At 35.3% G+C, this 17683-nt stretch carries 17 protein-coding genes and 1 pseudogene; 7 read left to right on the forward strand and 11 right to left on the reverse strand.

Annotation, left to right across the window (positions count from 1 at the left end):
* Positions 1–241: 241 nt before the first annotated feature.
* Positions 242–346: pseudogene (locus tag QOX03_RS09540) on the forward strand (IS982 family transposase); the annotation flags it as partial.
* Positions 347–422: 76 nt separating this feature from the next.
* Here QOX03_RS09540 and galB read toward each other — a convergent pair.
* The 7 genes from galB to QOX03_RS06130 form a co-directional block, all read right to left on the reverse strand.
* Positions 423–2912: a beta-galactosidase GalB gene (gene galB, locus QOX03_RS06100; RefSeq protein ID WP_283670446.1), complete on the reverse strand. Its 2490-nt coding sequence runs from the start codon at positions 2910–2912 to the stop codon at positions 423–425.
* 446 nt (positions 2913–3358) lie between these two features.
* On the reverse strand, positions 3359–3763 hold the full coding sequence (gene mscL, locus QOX03_RS06105; RefSeq protein WP_283671746.1) for a large conductance mechanosensitive channel protein MscL: 405 nt from the start codon (positions 3761–3763) through the stop codon (positions 3359–3361).
* Positions 3764–3779: 16 nt separating this feature from the next.
* Positions 3780–4274 (reverse strand): DUF192 domain-containing protein, encoded by a 495-nt coding sequence (locus QOX03_RS06110; RefSeq protein ID WP_119058378.1) that lies wholly within the window; start codon positions 4272–4274, stop codon positions 3780–3782.
* On the reverse strand, positions 4261–5142 hold the full coding sequence (gene lgt, locus QOX03_RS06115; protein WP_283670447.1) for a prolipoprotein diacylglyceryl transferase: 882 nt from the start codon (positions 5140–5142) through the stop codon (positions 4261–4263). The genes QOX03_RS06110 and lgt overlap by 14 nt, the downstream gene beginning before the upstream one ends.
* Before the next feature lie 10 nt (positions 5143–5152).
* Positions 5153–5383 carry a membrane protein insertion efficiency factor YidD gene (gene yidD / locus QOX03_RS06120; RefSeq protein ID WP_119058376.1) on the reverse strand — a complete coding sequence of 77 codons (231 nt, stop codon included), beginning with the start codon at positions 5381–5383 and terminating at the stop codon, positions 5153–5155.
* A gap of 104 nt (positions 5384–5487) precedes the next feature.
* Entirely contained in the window at positions 5488–8034 is a 2547-nt protein-coding gene (locus QOX03_RS06125; protein ID WP_283670448.1) for a phosphoenolpyruvate carboxylase, read from the reverse strand.
* Positions 8035–8157: 123 nt separating this feature from the next.
* The gene (locus QOX03_RS06130) at positions 8158–8715 is read right to left on the reverse strand and encodes a YceI family protein (RefSeq protein ID WP_283670449.1); all 558 of its coding nucleotides are present in this window, start codon (positions 8713–8715) and stop codon (positions 8158–8160) included.
* Between the two features lie 338 nt (positions 8716–9053).
* Here QOX03_RS06130 and QOX03_RS06135 point away from each other — a divergent pair, with 338 nt between their 5' ends.
* The 3 genes from QOX03_RS06135 to QOX03_RS06145 are packed head-to-tail and all read left to right on the forward strand — an operon-like array spanning position 9054 to position 11788.
* On the forward strand, positions 9054–10028 hold the full coding sequence (locus tag QOX03_RS06135) for a polyprenyl synthetase family protein (protein ID WP_283670450.1): 975 nt from the start codon (positions 9054–9056) through the stop codon (positions 10026–10028).
* A 4-nt stretch (positions 10029–10032) separates the two neighbouring features.
* Complete coding sequence (locus QOX03_RS06140; RefSeq protein WP_283670451.1) at positions 10033–11028, forward strand: GSCFA domain-containing protein; 996 nt, start codon at positions 10033–10035, stop codon at positions 11026–11028.
* A complete protein-coding gene (locus tag QOX03_RS06145; RefSeq protein WP_283670452.1) occupies positions 11018–11788 on the forward strand; it encodes a TatD family hydrolase in 771 nt (256 codons plus the stop codon). The genes QOX03_RS06140 and QOX03_RS06145 overlap by 11 nt, the downstream gene beginning before the upstream one ends.
* Before the next feature lie 340 nt (positions 11789–12128).
* Here QOX03_RS06145 and yajC read toward each other — a convergent pair whose 3' ends face one another.
* Genes yajC through nusB form a run of 3 tightly spaced genes read right to left on the reverse strand, consistent with a single transcriptional unit; the run spans position 12129 to position 13916 of the window.
* A complete protein-coding gene (yajC, locus tag QOX03_RS06150; protein WP_119059668.1) occupies positions 12129–12419 on the reverse strand; it encodes a preprotein translocase subunit YajC in 291 nt (96 codons plus the stop codon).
* A gap of 12 nt (positions 12420–12431) precedes the next feature.
* On the reverse strand, positions 12432–12932 hold the full coding sequence (locus tag QOX03_RS06155; RefSeq protein ID WP_283670453.1) for a DUF1573 domain-containing protein: 501 nt from the start codon (positions 12930–12932) through the stop codon (positions 12432–12434).
* Between the two features lie 42 nt (positions 12933–12974).
* On the reverse strand, positions 12975–13916 hold the full coding sequence (nusB, locus tag QOX03_RS06160; protein WP_283670454.1) for a transcription antitermination factor NusB: 942 nt from the start codon (positions 13914–13916) through the stop codon (positions 12975–12977).
* Between the two features lie 349 nt (positions 13917–14265).
* Here nusB and QOX03_RS06165 point away from each other — a divergent pair, with 349 nt between their 5' ends.
* From QOX03_RS06165 to QOX03_RS06175, 3 genes are all read left to right on the forward strand, one after another.
* The gene (locus tag QOX03_RS06165; protein ID WP_283670455.1) at positions 14266–15462 is read left to right on the forward strand and encodes a PNGase F N-terminal domain-containing protein; all 1197 of its coding nucleotides are present in this window, start codon (positions 14266–14268) and stop codon (positions 15460–15462) included.
* Between the two features lie 154 nt (positions 15463–15616).
* A complete protein-coding gene (locus QOX03_RS06170; protein ID WP_283670456.1) occupies positions 15617–16234 on the forward strand; it encodes a DUF445 domain-containing protein in 618 nt (205 codons plus the stop codon).
* Positions 16235–16306: 72 nt separating this feature from the next.
* A complete protein-coding gene (locus tag QOX03_RS06175; protein ID WP_245952959.1) occupies positions 16307–16579 on the forward strand; it encodes a YtxH domain-containing protein in 273 nt (90 codons plus the stop codon).
* 85 nt (positions 16580–16664) lie between these two features.
* On the opposite strand, the gene QOX03_RS06180 is transcribed toward QOX03_RS06175, so the two are convergent.
* Positions 16665–17642, reverse strand: coding sequence for a pyruvate dehydrogenase complex E1 component subunit beta (locus QOX03_RS06180; RefSeq protein ID WP_119059662.1), 978 nt, complete (start codon positions 17640–17642; stop codon positions 16665–16667).
* Positions 17643–17683: the final 41 nt, after the last annotated feature.

The following is a 17683-nucleotide window of genomic DNA, read 5'->3' on the forward strand; positions in this document are numbered from 1 at the left end:
AGGGGAGAATTACTCACAAATTGCTGGTCTTTAAGAGGCCTAATTGCTAAAAAGGTGAATACTTTTATAGTTCATCGGCAAAAGTATATAATGCTATTTCTATTTTTTAGTTGCTTTTGGTTGGGTGTTTTTGATTCTATGGATACATACTAAAACACCCGTAGTGCATCATAAAAAAGTTACTCAAAACACTGAAATTCATCACATCTCATTGATTATCAAATAAATGCAATAGCAAGTGAGGAAGCGAAAACTTTTTCCTTTTGTTGAAGAGATAAGAATGAAAATGGTGAATAAACTTAATGAATTTGAAAACTATTTCATCGTAAATTTTATAAGCCTTAAAAAATATTTCTTAAGAAGAAAAATAAAATAACCTAAAAATAAATCTCGCCTGATAATGCATTACGGGTAATATAATATTATTGCACTTCAATCTTAATTTTAGCACTTTTTACACCTTTGGCACTGGCTTCAAAAATGATTGTGCCAGGATTTTCAGCAGATTGTACAATTGCTGTAAGTTGCCCACTAAATAACTTCATAAAAGGAGCTTGAAAAGACTCTAAACTGGCAGGATTCCCATTTGCTGCTGCTTTGTAAGAACCTGAACCTTTTATTTTAAAATTAATTTTTCTGGTCTCATCTGGGCAAAAATTTCCGTCTTTATCTACAATTTTTACGTTGATGAATGCTAAATCTTTACCATCAGCCTTTATGATTGATCTATCAACAGAAAGTTCAATGCGATGGGGTTTTCCTGCAGTTTTCATTTCTTTTTCAGCAACCTCTTTCCCATGCTCGTCGTAGGCTACTACTTTCACGGTTCCTGGTTCATATTTGGTATCCATCCACATCAGGCGATATCTTTTTTGTCTTTCAAATGTTTTTTCAGCTTCTTTATTAGCGCTTCCATCTCGGGTAATGCTTAAATCTTTGGTTCGCTTTCCTTGACTTTTACCATTAATAAAGAGCTCTGCAGAAGGGTAATTAGTGTAGACAAAAATTGGAGTTACTTCGCCTTCTCGTCCTTTCCAATTCCAGTGAGGGAGAATATGCAAAGTTTCATCTTTTTTATTCCAATGGCTACGATAAAGATAATAACGATCTTTTGGGATTCCTGCTAAATCTACAATCCCAAAAAGCGAACTATGACTTGGCCAATCGGTATAGTAGGGAGTTGGTTCTCCTATGTAATCAAAACCTGTCCATACAAATTCTCCGATGGTATAGGGTAAATCTTCATGCTGAATGAAATCGTCTTCTGGTAAATTACTCCAACTGCAATGCTCTACATCATAGGATGAAGATTGATGGTCTGGGTACTTTGCCATTGCCTTTCTTTCAACAGGAAATTTATAAACACCTCTTGAACTCACAGTTGAGGCTGTTTCGCTACCTAAAATTAGTTGCTGAGGAATTTTAGCATAATTTTCATGATAAAGATGAGGACGATAATTGAAGCCAGCTACATCCAATATAGCAGCGAAATTATTATCAACTACAGCTTTAGGATTATCCATACCATTAGTTACAGGACGAGTTGGGTCTTCACGATGGAAAATATCTTGCAGAAATTTGTTTCTCTTAGGGCCTTCGTTGCCATTGCCTTGCTCTGGCACTTCATTACCAATGCACCACATCACGATAGACGGGTTGTTTCTAAAATGATGAACCACATTGACTATATCTTTCTCTGCCCAATTGTCCCAAAAAAGATTATATCCATTTTGCACTTTTGCCTGTTTCCATTCATCAAAAGTCTCCACCATCAGCATCATACCCATTTCATCACAAGCACGCACTAATTCTGGCGCTGGCATGTTGTGCGAAGTGCGAATAGCGTTAACCCCCATATCTTTCATAATGCGGATTTGTCTACGGATGGCAGCATCATTCACAGCTGCACCCAATGGGCCTAAATCGTGATGCATACAAACACCTTTAAATACAGTTTTCTCTCCATTAAGGTAAAACCCATCATTTGGTTTAAGCTCAATGGTTCTTATTCCAAAAGTAGTTGAGTAAGTATCTACCAATTTATTATTACTATACAATTTAGATTCTGCTTTGTAAAGCGTAGGGCGATCTAGCGTCCATAAAACAGGATTTTCTACAATTAAATCTTGGTTGAATTCATTTTGATCAAATTTGCTTAGTTTCGTTTTTTGAGAGCTAACTTTATTACCTTTATCATTCCTAATGATGGTTTCTAGTACAAAATTCCCATTTTTAGAAGCCTTATTAATTTTGGTCTTTAAATTAACTTTAGCAAAATCTTTATTGACTACTGGCGTAGTAACATAAGTTCCCCAAATTGGGATATGAACCTCATCGGTCACCACTACAGAAACATTCCGATACAAGCCTGCTCCTGGATACCATCTTGATTGCTCTGGACGATTCATCAAATGAACAGCAAGTGTGTTTTTTTTCCCTTCAACTACAAAATCGGTAACATCAAAATGAAAGGAATTGTAACCATAAGGCCATTCTCCTACATACTGACCATTCATATAAATTTTTGAATTTGCCATAGCCCCATCAAATACCAACGTTACCTTTTTCCCTTTACTATATTGGGGGATTTCAAACTGCTTCCTATAAAGCCCTACACCAACAAAGGGTAACCCGCCAGTCCGCCCAGCATGTTCGGTTGCTTCCGTTTGCCCATCTTGGATAATAGCTACATTTTGCATATCATTTTTAGGACTAAACGGCCCATAGATTGCCCAGTCGTGGGGTACAGTAACGGTTTGCCACTGGCTATCATCAAAGGTTGAAGTCATAAAATTAGCATCTTCTGTGCGAGAGAATTTCCAGTTTTTTTCTAAAAGGAATTCACTACGATTCTGTGCATTTATTTGAAAAACGGCTAAAAGGCTTAGGGGATAAAAAAACGTTTTCTTCATAATCTATTAAAAAAATTATACGCTAACATGCATTATTTTTCGTGAAAATACGTTTAATTGTTCTAAAAAGTATCTTCAAAATTGAGAGGCAAACGGCTTTAACTGTTAATTTTCTTCTTGGAATTCATTGAAAAACATGCAAAATCATCGTCCTAAGATACGATTCTTTACAATATCACACAACTTTTCAATCATTTATTTTATTGAATACTAAAGGCTTGATTGTTTTTTAGGGAGAAAAAACAGATTCCACTATTTTTCATATTTAAATTTCCTTAAAAGGATTGAAGCCTTATTTTTTTCTAATCATGCAAACAGTTTATGATATGATAAGAAGAATACTAACTAAAAAATAATAGTTTCAGCGGTAGTATCTCACCTACTTACATACTTAGTGAAATACTACCCTTCCCTATTTTCTTTACTTATTCTTGACTTAAAAAAATTCAAGCCTTTTTCTGTAAAATATCTCTGATTTCTGCCAAAAGCTCTTCTTGCGTAGGCCCAGATGCCTTCTTTTCTTTTGGCTTTCTCACTGTACCATAAGCCTTTACAATCACAAAAAGAATGAAACCAACGATAACTAAATTCACCAATGCATTAACCCAAGCTCCATAACGGATGGCATTCTCGGGCTTGAATCCTTCTTCGCCTTTTACCCCCACTGCTGGAGATAAAATAATTTTTTTATCAGAAAAATCAATTTCATCTGAGAATTGCCCCACGATTGGCATCATAATATCTTCTGTAAATCCATTGACCACCATACTTACAGCTCCTGCCAAAATTACAGCAACTGATAAATCGATTACATTCCCCGTCAGGATAAAATCTCTAAATTCTTTTAATATTTTCATCCTTATATTTTTAATTTTTAGAATAAGAAATTTTTGTTTTACTTGGTTCAACACCCCAAGTTTTTGCTTTACCTCCGTTCACTTCCAGTACAAAACGGTAGTTTGCATTTGCTCCATATTGAATTTTAGTTTCATAAGGACGGGCGTTTTCATGATAATTAATCAGGATACTATCTTTATCAAAAAACAAAATATCCAATGGAATTCTTGTGTTTTTCATCCAAAATGAAGAGCTATTATCTTCATCAAAAATAAATAACATTCCTTCATTTTCGCCCAAACTAGAGCGATTCATCAATCCGATTCGGCGTGTATTATTATTTTCAGCAAATTCTGCATCAATAATTTTGAGGGTATCTGCTTCGTTTTTTAAATAAACTTCTCCTTGTTTGATGAATTGAATATCTATCTCCTCTGTATTTGCCGTCGTAGAATGTTTTTTTTCATTTTTACAGCTAATTAATCCTAAAATAGAAAATAAAAGAATAATTTTAATTTGTTTCATGATTTTTCTTATTTACTTGATAAATTATAAATAACCCAATGAGAATGAACGGAATACTTAAAAGCTGCCCATTGTTTAAATTTAAATTTAATGTTTCTGCAACCCATTCCACTCCTTGGTCTTCTTTGAAAAATTCAATGATGTATCGGATAACAAATAGTAGCACAAAGAATAACCCGAAAATAAATCCGTTTTTCTTTCTCATGTGAGGTTTTTGATACAAAAACCAAAGAATGAAAAAAAGCAAAATGTAACAACCTGCCTCATAGAGTTGTGCAGGATGCCGAGGGACTAATTCTCCATAGCTCGGACTTTGCTTCTCAAACAAAACTGCCCACGGTAGATTAGATGGTTTACCTACTATTTCTGAATTTACAAAATTCCCAATCCGTACAAATGCTCCTCCTATCGCTACGGTTATTGCTAAACGGTCTAATAGCCAAAGTAAGTTTTTCCCCTTCAAGTATTTTTTTGTAAAAAGATAAGAGCTTATCAATAGCCCCAATGTGGCTCCGTGGCTAGCTAAACCTTGAAATCCTACAAATTTGTAATTTTTTATCATCCCAAAGAGAGCTTCGCTCCCTGGTGAATATTGAATCGGCAAAAAGACCTCCAGTGGGCGTTCAATGAAAGCTCTCGGGTCATAAAATAAATACTCTCCTAAACGTGCTCCAAGCACGGCTCCGAAAAAGGTGTATAAAAATAAAGGGTCTAAATGTTCTTTACTGACACCTTCTTTCTGAAAAAAATAGGCCATAATGCGGTAACCTATCAAGAAAGCTGCTACCCACATGAGACTGTAAAAATGCAAGGTAAAGCCTAAAATATTGAAGCCTTCTGAGCCCTGCCAAGTGATATAATTTAACATAGTTTCTTAATTACGGCACAGGATCATAACCACTTCCTCCCCTAGGGTGACAGCGCAAAATCCTGCGAATTGTCAGGTATAAACCATAGTACAAGCCATGCGTTTTCAGTGCTTCTATCCCATACTGAGAACACGTGGGTGTAAAACGGCAATTGCTCCCCAGCCAAGGACTGATAGCCCATTGATAGAATTTTATCAAAAGGATAAAAGGTGCGATTAATATTTTCTGTAAGCCTTTCAAATCGGGGCAAATATAAAGTTTTTATTTTTTCCTAAGGCTTAAAAAATTTCAAGATTTTTTATTCTTGGGGATTTTCAATAAATTTCTAAAGGCTTAATTTTTTTTTAAGCCGAGTTTCTGCTCGCATTGATGTTCCCGAAGAGACATCGCATTACCATATTCTCATATACTTCTTTTTTATCATTATTTTCTTGAATTTTTTGCAGGGCGTATTGTTGAATTGTCAACAGTGGTAAGACAATTTTTTCTCTCATATCTACAGAAGCTTTGCTTACGGGCTCATCTTCCATCAGCGTTTTGTAGCCTGAGACCTCGAGTATCATTTGCTTTGTCAACTCAAATTCGTTATACAAAAGCTCCCAAAATTCACCAAATTCTATATCATCTTTCATATATTGAGTTAGTGGAAAATAGGTTTTCATCATCGACATCATACTATTTTCTACCAAAGTCTTGAAAAAGCTAGATTGTTTAAATAATTTTTTTAACTCTTCTATTTTCCCATTTTCTTTGTAAAATTGAATGGCTGTACCAAAGCCGTAATATCCTGGTACATTTTGTTTGAGCAAACTCCACGAGCCCACGAAGGGTATGGCTCTCAAGTCACTAAATATCAATTTATTACCACTCCCTCTTTTGCTGGGGCGACTTCCGATATTGGTTTTCCCGTAGTATTTGAGTGTACTCATTTTTTCTAGATATGGTACAAATTTTTCATTCTCTTTTAATTCAACGTATTTCTGATAACTCTTCTGGGCTAAATTATTTAAAATTTCTCTTTCGTTCTCATTCAGATTGATTTTATCATTTTTGAAGACTTCATTATTTACTCCCGCCGTTAGTAATTGCTCAAAATTATAATAAGATTGCTCCTTGGTTCCATAAACGGAAGTTATCGTCTGCCCTTGTATCGTCAATTGAATTTCGTAATTAGCAATATCTTGCCCCTGAGATTCATAAAATTGATGCGTTTTACCACCACCGCGCGCTGGTGGCCCTCCTCTACCGTCAAAAAATACCACTTTTACTCCATTGGCTTTAGCCACGCGACTCAGTGCTTCTTTCGTTTCATAAATTCCCCAATTGGCACGCACGTAGCCACCATCTTTGGTTCCATCTGAGAAGCCTAGCATGATGGTTTGTTTTCCATTTCTTCGCTTCAGATGTGCGGCGTAATTTTTTTGATTGTACAGAAGATTCATCACGTTTTCTGAATTAGAAAAACCTTTAATGGTTTCAAACAAAGGAATGATGTCAAATTTTATATCCTCATCTTTATAGCCACAATATTTGAAAAACGCATATACATTGAGTATATCAAAAACGCTTTCACTATTGGAAATAATGTAGCGGTGAACGCCTTTTTCGCCATTGATGGCTTGTATTTCTTTCAGTTGTTTGATATTGTTTATCGTATCCTTAATGATTTCATCTTCATAATCTTCTGCTTGAATATTGAGTGATTTTTCTGTGAGAAATTTAATTTTATCTTCATCTTCCAAGCTATCATAGTCTACTTTAAATTCTTTCTGGAAAATAGCTCTTATCATTAAATCATGTTTGCTGCTATCTTGGCGAATGTCTAAACTAGCAAAGTGGGTTCCGAATAAGTTAACCCGATCTATCAATTCATCTAAATCATTTAAATAAAGAGAGTTATAATCTTTTATCAAGATTTTTCTAATTTCTTTAAGTTGATTGAGTAATTCTTCTTGTTTTACACTCGTCTCGCCTTGGAAGATGCATTTGTATAGCTTTTGGCTGATTTCTTTCACTAAATCATTTACTTTTCTAAATGTTAATTTCTTTCTCAATTCTTTCAAATGATTATAATAACACTTCAGGATAGAAATATTTAATTCCTGTGCGACTCGCCAAGTTGTATCCGCTTTCACAAAAGGATTCCCGTCACGGTCTCCGCCTGGCCAAAAGCCCAATTGAATCATATCTGAATTCTCAGAAGCTATGTCTTCTCCAAATAATAATTTAACTTCTGTAAACAAGCTACCCAAGCTATCATAATAAATATGGCGTAGGTAATAGATAATGCTCAGCGCTTCATCATAAGGTGTTGGTTTTTTGTGCGTTATAAATGGCGTCAAACCTAATTGCTGTAGCAACAAATCAATCCTGCTCACGCTATCTTTTCTGATAGCATCACGCATTTCGTGCATAATTCTTTGAACTTCATTGGAATAAAATTGCGTAGGATGGGCTGTGAAAACGACTCGCACAGCAAAGTTCTTCAGTTTTTCTCTCACTTCATCTAGCTTATTATTTTCCTTTGCTACCTGATATAGATGGTGCACAGTCCCGAAATCTGCCTTATCATGCAAGGAACGAAAAGCGACATCTTCTATACTATCAAACAAGACGACTTGACGCTCAATGTATTGAATAATTCTAAACATTAAGTCAATTTGCTCATCCTCATCCATTGATTCCGTATGATCTCTAAAGAATTCTTCTATAATTTGTCTAGGTTCTTTCCCTTGCGCATAACCCTCCTTGCTTTCCTTGTACAGAAAGGGAATCAACATCCCAATATTGCTCATTTTCTCATAAGGAAGAGCTGTGAAAAGACTGTTGTAAATCAAATATTTATTGGCAACGATTTGGCGGAAAACATCCTGCCGTTGTTGTTTTCTCATGCGTTTTACTTTAAATTCTATTTCATTCATCAAAAATTATACAATAAAAAAAAGACTCAGAGAAATTTCTGAATCTTTTCCTATTAATTCGAGCCTATGCTAAATTTCATATTTAATTTTCAATTACTTAAACTTGATGTTAAAATTCAGTGAAACATCGTCTCCCGTCTTTATTGTTCCAAACATAGCTGTAGGCGGTTCTATGCCAAAATCAGTTAATTTAAACGTGTAGCTGCCAATCAGTGTAATCGTTTTACCAATCACATTTCCTGCAACATTGAGCTTTACCTCCTTTCGGGCTCCAGCAAAAGTAAAATAGCCATGCAATACCCAATTTTCATTTTTTTTAGTAGCAGAAATAAGCTCAAAATCCACATTTTTAAATCGGTCATTTTTCATCGCATCATACGCCACCTTATCCATTGCATCTTTACCACTCTTCAGGTTAGTCACCTTCATCTGAACTCTCATTTCTTGAATTGACTTCAAATTTGAATTTTGCACGACCCCCTTCAGGTAACCTTCACTATAATCAGAATTCATTTCCCAATCATGCAAAGTTGAAGTTCCCGTGATTTCCAAATCAGAATCCACAACATTATAAATTTGAGCTTTCATAAAGCCGAAGGCAAAGAATAATCCTGCAACCAAAAGAATTCCTTTGTAACTTAAATTTCTCATAACTTTTACTTTTAGTAATTATATCAAAATTACTAAAAAATATGCTTTTTTGCTAACTTGATAAACTTATAATTTGAAATTATAACATTATTTTTTTAAAGCCTTATTAAAATTTCACATTTACAAAGTTTTTTAATCTAAAAATTTATCATAATAAATTAAAACATAGAAGGTTAAAAAAGTAAACTGAAAATCTAAAATTGCAAAAAAAAGCTAAGTTGCAAACAGCTGAGTATTTTAGTTAAAATTTAGTTGAAAATTAAATAAGGCTCAAAAAATTTAAAATTATTCGTTTTTAGCCACAAATATTAATTACTTTTACACTCAAAGTCCTTTGCATGGAAGCATTAAAAAAATACCAAGAAATTTTTCATGAGCAATTTGACGCGCTCCGATTTGACCAAAAGAAACCCTCTGAATTATACGGACCCATTGATTACCTTCTCCAGCTTGGGGGCAAGCGACTTCGCCCACTTGTTTCTCTAATGGCGTGCGACATTTTTGGCGGGACTATTCAAAAAGCCGTCAAACCCAGTATTGCCATTGAGCTTTTTCACAATTTCACACTAATGCATGATGACATCATGGATTCCGCCCCACTAAGGCGCGGGAGAACCACCGTTCATGAAAAATATGATGTAAACACAGCCATCTTGTCTGGTGATGCTTTATTGATTCAGTCTTATCAGTTTTTTGAGGATCTTGAGCCTCACTTGTTCAAAGAAGTCATTTCTCTATTCTCGGCTACTGCTGCAAAATTATGCGAAGGGCAACAATATGATATGAACTTTATGCAACAGAGTGAAGTGGATTTGGATGAATACTTGGATATGATAAAGAAAAAAACTGGGGTATTGACGGCAGCAGCGTTCAAAATTGGTGCCATTATAGCCCAAGCTTCGCCAGAGGACGCCGATCGCATTTATCAGTTCGGGGAAAACCTAGGCATTGCTTTTCAGCTCAAAGACGATTTACTAGATGTTTTTGGCGAAAAATCAGCTGTAGGCAAAAAACAAGCTGGCGATATTTTTGAAAACAAAAAAACTATTCTTTTCATTAAGGCTTTAGAAAAAGGAAACGAACAACAAATAAAAGAATTGAAATACTGGTATAGCATTACTGCTGAGAATATTGATAAAATCTATGCTGTAGAACGAATCTTCAAGCAATTAAAAGTTGATCTACTCGTGAGCGAAATGATAGATGAATATACACAAAAAGCTCAAAATTTCATCGAACAGATAGAGGGGCATAAAATATCCAAAGATATTCTGTACGAATTTAGTGACCGATTGATTTCCAGACGATATTAAGCCTATGCAACTTTTCACCGAAGTTTCATGTAAAACTCCTCCTTTTCAGCTTTCTCATCGCGACAAGATTTTACTCATGGGGAGTTGCTTCAGCATCGAAGTTGGCGAAAAATTGCAGAAAAGTAAATTCCCAGTTTTAGTCAATCCTTTTGGTACACTTTTTCATCCTTGGGCAGTAGAAACAGCTCTATCTCGCATCTACACACTCCAATTTTACACGGAAAATGAAATTTTTCATTACCAAGATTTATACTTTAGCTGGGATCACAGTACGCTGTTTTCTAGACCTAAACTAACGGAGACGCTTACCAATATCAATGAAAAATTAGAAATCGCTCATGAGCATACTCAGCAGAGCCATGTTTTTGTGTTTACCCTTGGTACAGCTTGGGTTTATGAATTGAAAAAAGCAAAAATAACAGTGGGGAATTGCCATAAAGTGCCTTCCTCTCAATTTCATAAATTCTTGATGAGTCCCGCAGAAATTTTTAAAGCCTTAAAAAATTGTGTGGAAATTTGCCTTGACCTCAACCCCGAGGCTAAAATTATTTTTACCATTAGCCCTGTTCGGCATTGGAGAGATGGCGCTCATGACAACCAATTGAGTAAGTCATCATTATTTTTAGGCTTAGAAAAAGTTTTAGAAGATTATCCTCAAGCTGTTTATTACTTCCCTTCCTATGAAATTATTTTGGACGAATTGCGAGACTACAGGTACTTCAAATCTGATTTACTGCATCCCAATGAGACGGCAATTAATTTCGTTTGGGAAAAATTTAGCCATTTATTCTTTTCTTCTGAAACTTTGAATCTGAACCAAAAAGTAGAAACTCTAAACCAAGCAATGGCGCACCGCCCTCGTAACCCCAATACACTGGCACATCGTAAGTTTTTATACGACACGCTAAAGAAAGCCGAAAAACTCAGCATCAATTTCCCTACAGGAAGCTTTGATGAAGAAATTAAAATTCTAAAAGAAAAAATACACCATGTATATTGATACACATACGCATCTCTACTCTTCTGCCTTTGATGAAGATCGAGAGCAAATCATAGAAAAAGCGCAAAAAGCTGGAGTCCAAAAGTTTTTTTTGCCCGCGATTGACTCCACTACGCACGAGGCGATGCTCAATTTAGAAAAAAAATATCCTCATACTGTTTTTGCCATGATGGGGCTTCACCCCGTTGATGTGAAATTTGATACTTACAAAAAAGAACTCAGTATCGTAGAGAATTACATTCAGCAAAGGGATTTCATTGCCATCGGCGAAATCGGGATTGATTTGTATTGGGATTCTTCTACTTTAGAAATTCAACAGGAAGCTTTTTCGCAACAAATTGATTGGGCGCTAGAAAAAAATTGGCCCATTGTTATTCATTGTCGTGATGCTTTTGATGAGGTTTTTGAAGTTCTAGACCATAAGAATCAAAAAATAAATGGGGTTTTTCATTGTTTTACTGGCACTGAAAATCAGGCTCTCCATGCCATTGATTTAGGGTTGAAATTGGGTATTGGCGGAGTGGCTACCTTCAAAAATGGAAAGATTGACCAATTCTTAAACCAGATTGATATTCAAAACATTGTACTGGAAACCGATTCGCCTTACCTAGCCCCTGCGCCCGTCCGTGGGAAAAGAAACGACTCTTCCTTTTTACCTTATATTGCTGAAAAATTGGCTGAGATTTACGGTATTTCGCTTGCAGAAATTGGGCGAATTACTACGCAAAATGCTTTAGAAGCTTTTCAGATTCAGAGATAATTTATTTTTTTAAAGGCTTAAAAAATTTCTGATTATTGTGGTGTTTTAAATTTCATACGGAATGATTTTGCCTCAAATTTTATTTTAATTTTTGAATGGAATAAATTGTATAATTGATAGTTTATCATCTATAACTGTTTGATTACTAATCACTAAATTGCGGCACGGATAGGAATGGAAATCCCGCAAAGACAGATGCGACAACAAAAAATAAATGCCAAAGAGTGGAACACGCAGGTGTGAACTCTTTTGGCATTATTTTTTTGTAAGCAGATGGCTGCGGAATTGGAATGTATAGCCGTAATTGCCGCCCAAAATATTTTCCTAAGGCTTTAAAAATTTATTCTGCGGTATCTTTATCATACCTTGCAATAGAAAGCTCTTGTGAGATTCCTGTTCTTTCAATTCTTAGTTTACCAGCGCCAGTATCTAGCAAGATGATGTCACCTTGAATGTCGGCTACACGCCCATGAATCCCTGATGTAGTAACTACACGTGTTCCTTTCGTTAAATTTTCTTGAAATTTTTTTTCTTTTTTTTGTCTTTGCATTTGTGGGCGTATCATGAAGAAATACATCACGACAAACATTAACCCAAAGAACAAAATTGATGTCATTCCATCTCCTCCCATATTTTTAAATTTTTAGTTAAACGTTGGCGGCGGTGCAACATTAGTATTTGGCGCTGGTGGTGCTGGCGCATCTTGACCTCCTACCACATTGGCTGAGATCTTAAACTCTTCTTGTTGATTTGCCGTATTTGTGATTAAAATAACTGTTTTCATTTGCTTGCCATTCATTGCTGGTGCGGTGTATTCTACCGTTAGTTCTCCTTTTTCTCCTGGTGCGATGGGTTTATCACTATATTTTGGTACGGTGCAGCCACAACTGGCTTTTGCATCTTTGATTTGCAAAGGTGAAGCTCCAGTATTGGTGAAAGTAATTACTTTTGTTACTTTTTCATTGGCTTTTACGTCTCCAAAATCGTAGTTTTCTTGCTCTAATGTGAAAACAGGTGCATTGGCTGGGTCTACGGCTTGGGTTGGCTGTGCTGCTTGTGTTGTTTGTGTTGTTTGCTCTTGTTTCTTTTCGCAAGCTAGGTTTAGCATTCCGCCTATGATTGCCAGCAATATTACTTTTTTCATTTTTATTTTATTAAATTCTATAGTTGGTGCAAAGATACTAATTTACATCAAACCTCGGGCACTTTTACGAACTTTGTCTTTTTCGGTTAAATCTTTTAATGATTTGTCTAAAATTCCGTTGATGAAAATCGCACTGTTTTCTGTCGAAAAATCTTTTGCTATTTCTATGTATTCATTGATTGTAACCTTTGGTGGAATATTCGGGAAATAGAGAAATTCTGCCAATGCCATTTGCATCAAAATTTTATCAATCAGCGCAATGCGGTCAATCTCCCAATTGCTTGCATTATTTTTTATAATTTCATTTAACTCTACCTCATGGGCGATACTTTCTCTTACTAGTTCTTTGGTGAATTCTAAGTGAGATTCGTCTAAAAGTAACTTCAGTAGTTTGGTATTCTCGTCACTTTTTGCAATAAAAGATTGTATCGTGTTTAGTACCATTGTATTGGCTATTGCTAAATCTTCTGCCCAGTTGATTTTTTTGTCTTCGATGTAACTATAAATCTCTTCGCTCGGTGCTATGAAATCTTTGTATAAACGGATGATGAAGCGGCGATGCTGATTGAATGAAACGTTCTCTGCGGATTGATATTTTTTATATTCTTCTGAATTTTTTAAGGCTTTAAAAATTTTAGACGGGTAAGAACTTTCTATTGCCCAGCTTAGTTCTCCGTGTTTTTCTCTAAATTCATTTAGCTCTGGGTTGGATTCTAAAACTTTGAATATAGGATTGTTGACAAAACGATAGTTGGGATTAGCTTCTTCTGCCGAGGGGAGATTTTTTTCTAAGCCTTTTTGAATACTAGCCTCTGCCTCGTATTTTACTGCCAATAGCAAATTTAACATGAGATGATATAAATCTTGGATTTCATAAATTCCATTCATCATATTTTTCTCGTTTGCTCGCGGGTTGTTATTGCCTCGGTAGTAAGCATACAAAGTCTGCATAGCTTTAGCACGTAACTGTCTTCTTCCTAACATTAAGAACTTAATTTTACTGCAAAAATAGGATTCTGATTTTAACTATTAAAATTTATTATATTTATTTTCTAATACCCAGTGTTTTTTGTGATTCTTAGCTCAATTTTGCCGAGTTTTCTTAATCTTAATAATAAACATTTCATTATCTACAATTTTAAAGGCTTTTCAAAAATTTCATCAAATTGATATAATTGAATCCCTCTTTTGCTACTTGCTTCAAAGCCACCCACACTTGTATTTATTTGACGTTCAAATTAATACGTTAAACTTTAATATTTTAAGAAACTTTTTTATAATGTAGCGCGAGTCAACTCTAGAAATAATCCTTAATTTTATAACTTAATTCAAAATGATGATGAAAAGATTTTTACTTCTAACTTCTCTTGCCGTGATAGGAAGTTGCTTATCTCAAAAAACATTCCCTCAGCCTCAAACGTTGAAAGTTTTTGAAAATACATCAGTGAATTTTGCTAAAGAAGGCCGAGTAGAAAAGGCTTCAAGATTGCAAGATGGGCGCTTAATCATAAAAAAAGTCAATGCGCCTGTTTTTGCCTATGGAACGGATGTGAAAATTAAAGTTACGGTAAAATCAAATGGGGATCGGTGGGACAAAAGCGGCTCTGTTTTTGTGATTCCTGATATGGAAAACATAAATCTTTTGACTGTAGCCGAGGGAAATGCAAAATTTCCTGCCAATAGTATGGTAGAAGAAACCTTTGGTGGCGTGAAGACGACGCCCGATTACCAGCCCGCTGTGGAGCTATTGAGATTTATGACTCCATTTGGCGTCGGGCACTACAGTGATGAAGTGAAGTTTCCTAGTATTAAGTACTCTCGGCCAGTTTATGTACCAAAATGGGAAAATGAAGTGCATTGGACTCAAGATATTTCTCAACTTTCTTCTTTAGTTCAAGGAGATTTCTACATCGGTGTGTGGATTGACACATGGACGAGCGAAGGCTATTTAGTCGATGTAGATTTGATTTACAGCGGACGGCCGCGGCCTACACCCAAAGTTTTACCTTTGCAAAACACAGTCTACTATGCCAATGGGCAAAGAATTCCAGACTTTTTCTCTAGAACCAGCTTAGCGGGAAATTTCAATTTAACTAAAACAGCTAAAAATGTTACCTTACACTACATCACAACTGGGCACGGTGGGCATGCTGGAGGTGATGAGTTCATCAAAATTAATAATACGATGAAGATTGACGGGCAAAAAGCTATTGACTTTATTCCTTGGCGAGATGACTGTTCGTCTTTCAGAAGATTCAATCCTTCCTCTGGCGTTTGGGTAAAGAAAGACACTGCTAGCTATTATAATGATGATTATCAACGTGTAAAGGGTGAAGTTACAGAACGTTTAGCCTCTTCAGACTTATCTCGTTCAAACTGGTGCCCAGGGAGTTCTGTTGAACCACTGAGAGTTAATTTAGGTTCTCTAGAAGCTGGGCGGCACAATTACGAAGTGATTATCCCAGCAACGGCTAATCAGGGTGATGAGAATAATCATTGGCTGGTAAGCAGCTATCTTACATTTGAATGAAATTTTTTAAGGCTTTAGAAATTTTAAATCTAAATTCGTGAAAAGCTTGTTTTTTTTAGATTAATTAGAGAAAAATAAATTTAAAATAAATCTTAACGATTAAAAATTTTTAAATGGTTAAATTTTTGCAAGGCTTTAAAAAAATAATTGAGTTTTGGTTTTAATTTTAAAGTTTATCTTTATTCCTATTTTTTCTGGATTGATTGGGTGGATTACCAACAAAATTGCCGTTTGGCTTCTGTTTAACCCCAAAGAGCCTAGAAATATTTTAGGCGTTAAATTTCAAGGCGTTTTCCCCAAAAGGCAGCATTTGATTGCTCAACGCATTGGAGATTTGGTGGCAGATGATTTATTGTCTGTCGATTCCCTGAAATCACAGGTTTTTACTGATGAAAATATGAATCATCTCAATTACTTTATTTTATCAAAAGTAGATTATTATTTTGAATATGAGTTCCCAAAAGATCATTCATTTTTTAATTTATTCATCGGGAATTCAACCAAAGAAAAAATCAAAGAACGGCTGCAAGATAAAATTTATGAGAGTTTAGACAATGCTAGCGAAAACTTTCATGACTATTTAGAGAATAAGGTAAATATTCGAAAAATCGTTTCACGTAAAATCAATGCTTTAGATTCCATTGAGGTAAATAATCTGATGAATAATATTTTGAGAAATGAATTGGGATTTATTGAATTGACGGGCGCTATTTTAGGATTCATCATTGGTTTGATTCAAGTCAGTTTATTAGAAATTATTAATTTGCTCTAAGAAATGACTTCATCAAACTTTGGCACAGATTTTTCTATACAAAGGAATAAATAATTTAAAATTTAATATATTATGAAAAAGTCTAGAGGATTATTAGCATTATTAGGATTAGGAGCTTTTGCTTTTTGGAAATATAAAAACATGTCTCCTGATGAAAAAGATAAAGTGAAAGGGAAAATTAATGAGGCTAAAAGAAAATTTAGTGATGCTACTTCTGATTTAAAGGATTCTTTGGATAATAAAATCAGTCAAGCTAAAGCGGAATTAAACGATTTAAAAGATCAAGCAAGAAAAGAAGCTGAAAATGTGGCTGAAAATGTAGCTGAAGAAGCTAAAAATATCTAAAGCTAAAATTATAAAAATTAACTATAGCCTAAAAAAGCCGGGGAATTCCCGGCTTTTTATTGATAGGTGAAGAGATTTATTAATTTTATTTATACATTACTGACTTCACTGCTTTCACCACCTCTTCCGCTTTAGGGAACCATGCTTCATACAAAACAGAAGAATAAGGCGATGGAGCGTCTGGAGTTGTAATTCTCTTGATTGGTGCATCTAAATAATCAAAAGCTTTTTGCTGAACCATGTAAGCAATTTCACTCGCTACAGAACCAAATGGCCATGCCTCTTCCAGTACAACCAATCTATTGGTTTTCTTCACAGAATTAATTATCGTTTCATAATCCAAGGGGCGAATAGTTCTTAAATCAATCAATTCAATATTGATGTCATCTTTAGCCAATTCTTCTGCTGCTTTTTGTGCTTCTTTGATGACTTTACCAAAAGAAACTACCGTACAAGAATCTCCTTTGATTTTGATGTCAGCTTTACCAATTTCAATGGTATATTCCTCATCTGGAATCTCCATTTTATCACCATACATTTGTTCTGATTCCATGAAGATAACTGGGTCGTCATCTCGAATGGCTGATTTCAACAAACCTTTGGCATCATACGGGTTAGACGGGACTATAACCTTTAGCCCTGGGCAGTTGGCATACCAACTCTCAAAGGCCTGTGAGTGTGTCGCTGCCAATTGACCAGCCGAAGCTGTTGGCCCACGGAAAACAATCGGGATATTCCATTGCCCACCACTCATTTGTCTCATTTTTGCCGCATTATTGATAATTTGGTCTATTGCTACAAGTGAGAAGTTAAACGTCATAAACTCAATGATTGGCCTGTTTCCGTTCATAGCTGAACCTACACCAATACCAGAAAATCCACCTTCAGCAATAGGTGTATCTATGACTCTTTTTGGGCCAAATTCATCCAGCATTCCTTTTGAAGCTTTATAAGCTCCATTATATTCTGCAACTTCTTCACCCATTAAATAGATGGAATCATCTCGTCGCATTTCTTCACTCATTGCTTCTGCTATAACTTCTCTAAATGTTTTTTCGCTCATCTTTTCAACTTAAAATCTAAACAAATTTATTAAATATTATT

This window comes from Candidatus Ornithobacterium hominis, assembly GCF_951229915.1.
In the GTDB taxonomy this organism is placed as follows: Bacteria; Bacteroidota; Bacteroidia; order Flavobacteriales; family Weeksellaceae; genus Ornithobacterium; species Ornithobacterium hominis.

Bases quoted from the DNA above. Each gene is read 5' to 3' on its own strand.
- QOX03_RS06125 (WP_283670448.1), bottom strand. From the start codon at position 8,034: ATGAGAAAACAACAACGGCAGGATGTTTTCCGCCAAATCGTTGCCAAT.
- QOX03_RS06145 (WP_283670452.1), top strand. From the start codon at position 11,018: ATGTATATTGATACACATACGCATCTCTACTCTTCTGCCTTTGATGAA.
- lgt (WP_283670447.1), bottom strand. From the start codon at position 5,142: ATGTTAAATTATATCACTTGGCAGGGCTCAGAAGGCTTCAATATTTTA.
- QOX03_RS06165 (WP_283670455.1), top strand. From the start codon at position 14,266: ATGATGATGAAAAGATTTTTACTTCTAACTTCTCTTGCCGTGATAGGA.
- QOX03_RS06180 (WP_119059662.1), bottom strand. From the start codon at position 17,642: ATGAGCGAAAAAACATTTAGAGAAGTTATAGCAGAAGCAATGAGTGAA.
- QOX03_RS06175 (WP_245952959.1), top strand. From the start codon at position 16,307: ATGAAAAAGTCTAGAGGATTATTAGCATTATTAGGATTAGGAGCTTTT.
- QOX03_RS06155 (WP_283670453.1), bottom strand. From the start codon at position 12,932: ATGAAAAAAGTAATATTGCTGGCAATCATAGGCGGAATGCTAAACCTA.
- QOX03_RS06130 (WP_283670449.1), bottom strand. From the start codon at position 8,715: ATGAGAAATTTAAGTTACAAAGGAATTCTTTTGGTTGCAGGATTATTC.
- nusB (WP_283670454.1), bottom strand. From the start codon at position 13,916: ATGTTAGGAAGAAGACAGTTACGTGCTAAAGCTATGCAGACTTTGTAT.
- galB (WP_283670446.1), bottom strand. From the start codon at position 2,912: ATGAAGAAAACGTTTTTTTATCCCCTAAGCCTTTTAGCCGTTTTTCAA.
- QOX03_RS06140 (WP_283670451.1), top strand. From the start codon at position 10,033: ATGCAACTTTTCACCGAAGTTTCATGTAAAACTCCTCCTTTTCAGCTT.
- yajC (WP_119059668.1), bottom strand. From the start codon at position 12,419: ATGGGAGGAGATGGAATGACATCAATTTTGTTCTTTGGGTTAATGTTT.
- QOX03_RS06110 (WP_119058378.1), bottom strand. From the start codon at position 4,274: ATGAAACAAATTAAAATTATTCTTTTATTTTCTATTTTAGGATTAATT.
- QOX03_RS06135 (WP_283670450.1), top strand. From the start codon at position 9,054: ATGGAAGCATTAAAAAAATACCAAGAAATTTTTCATGAGCAATTTGAC.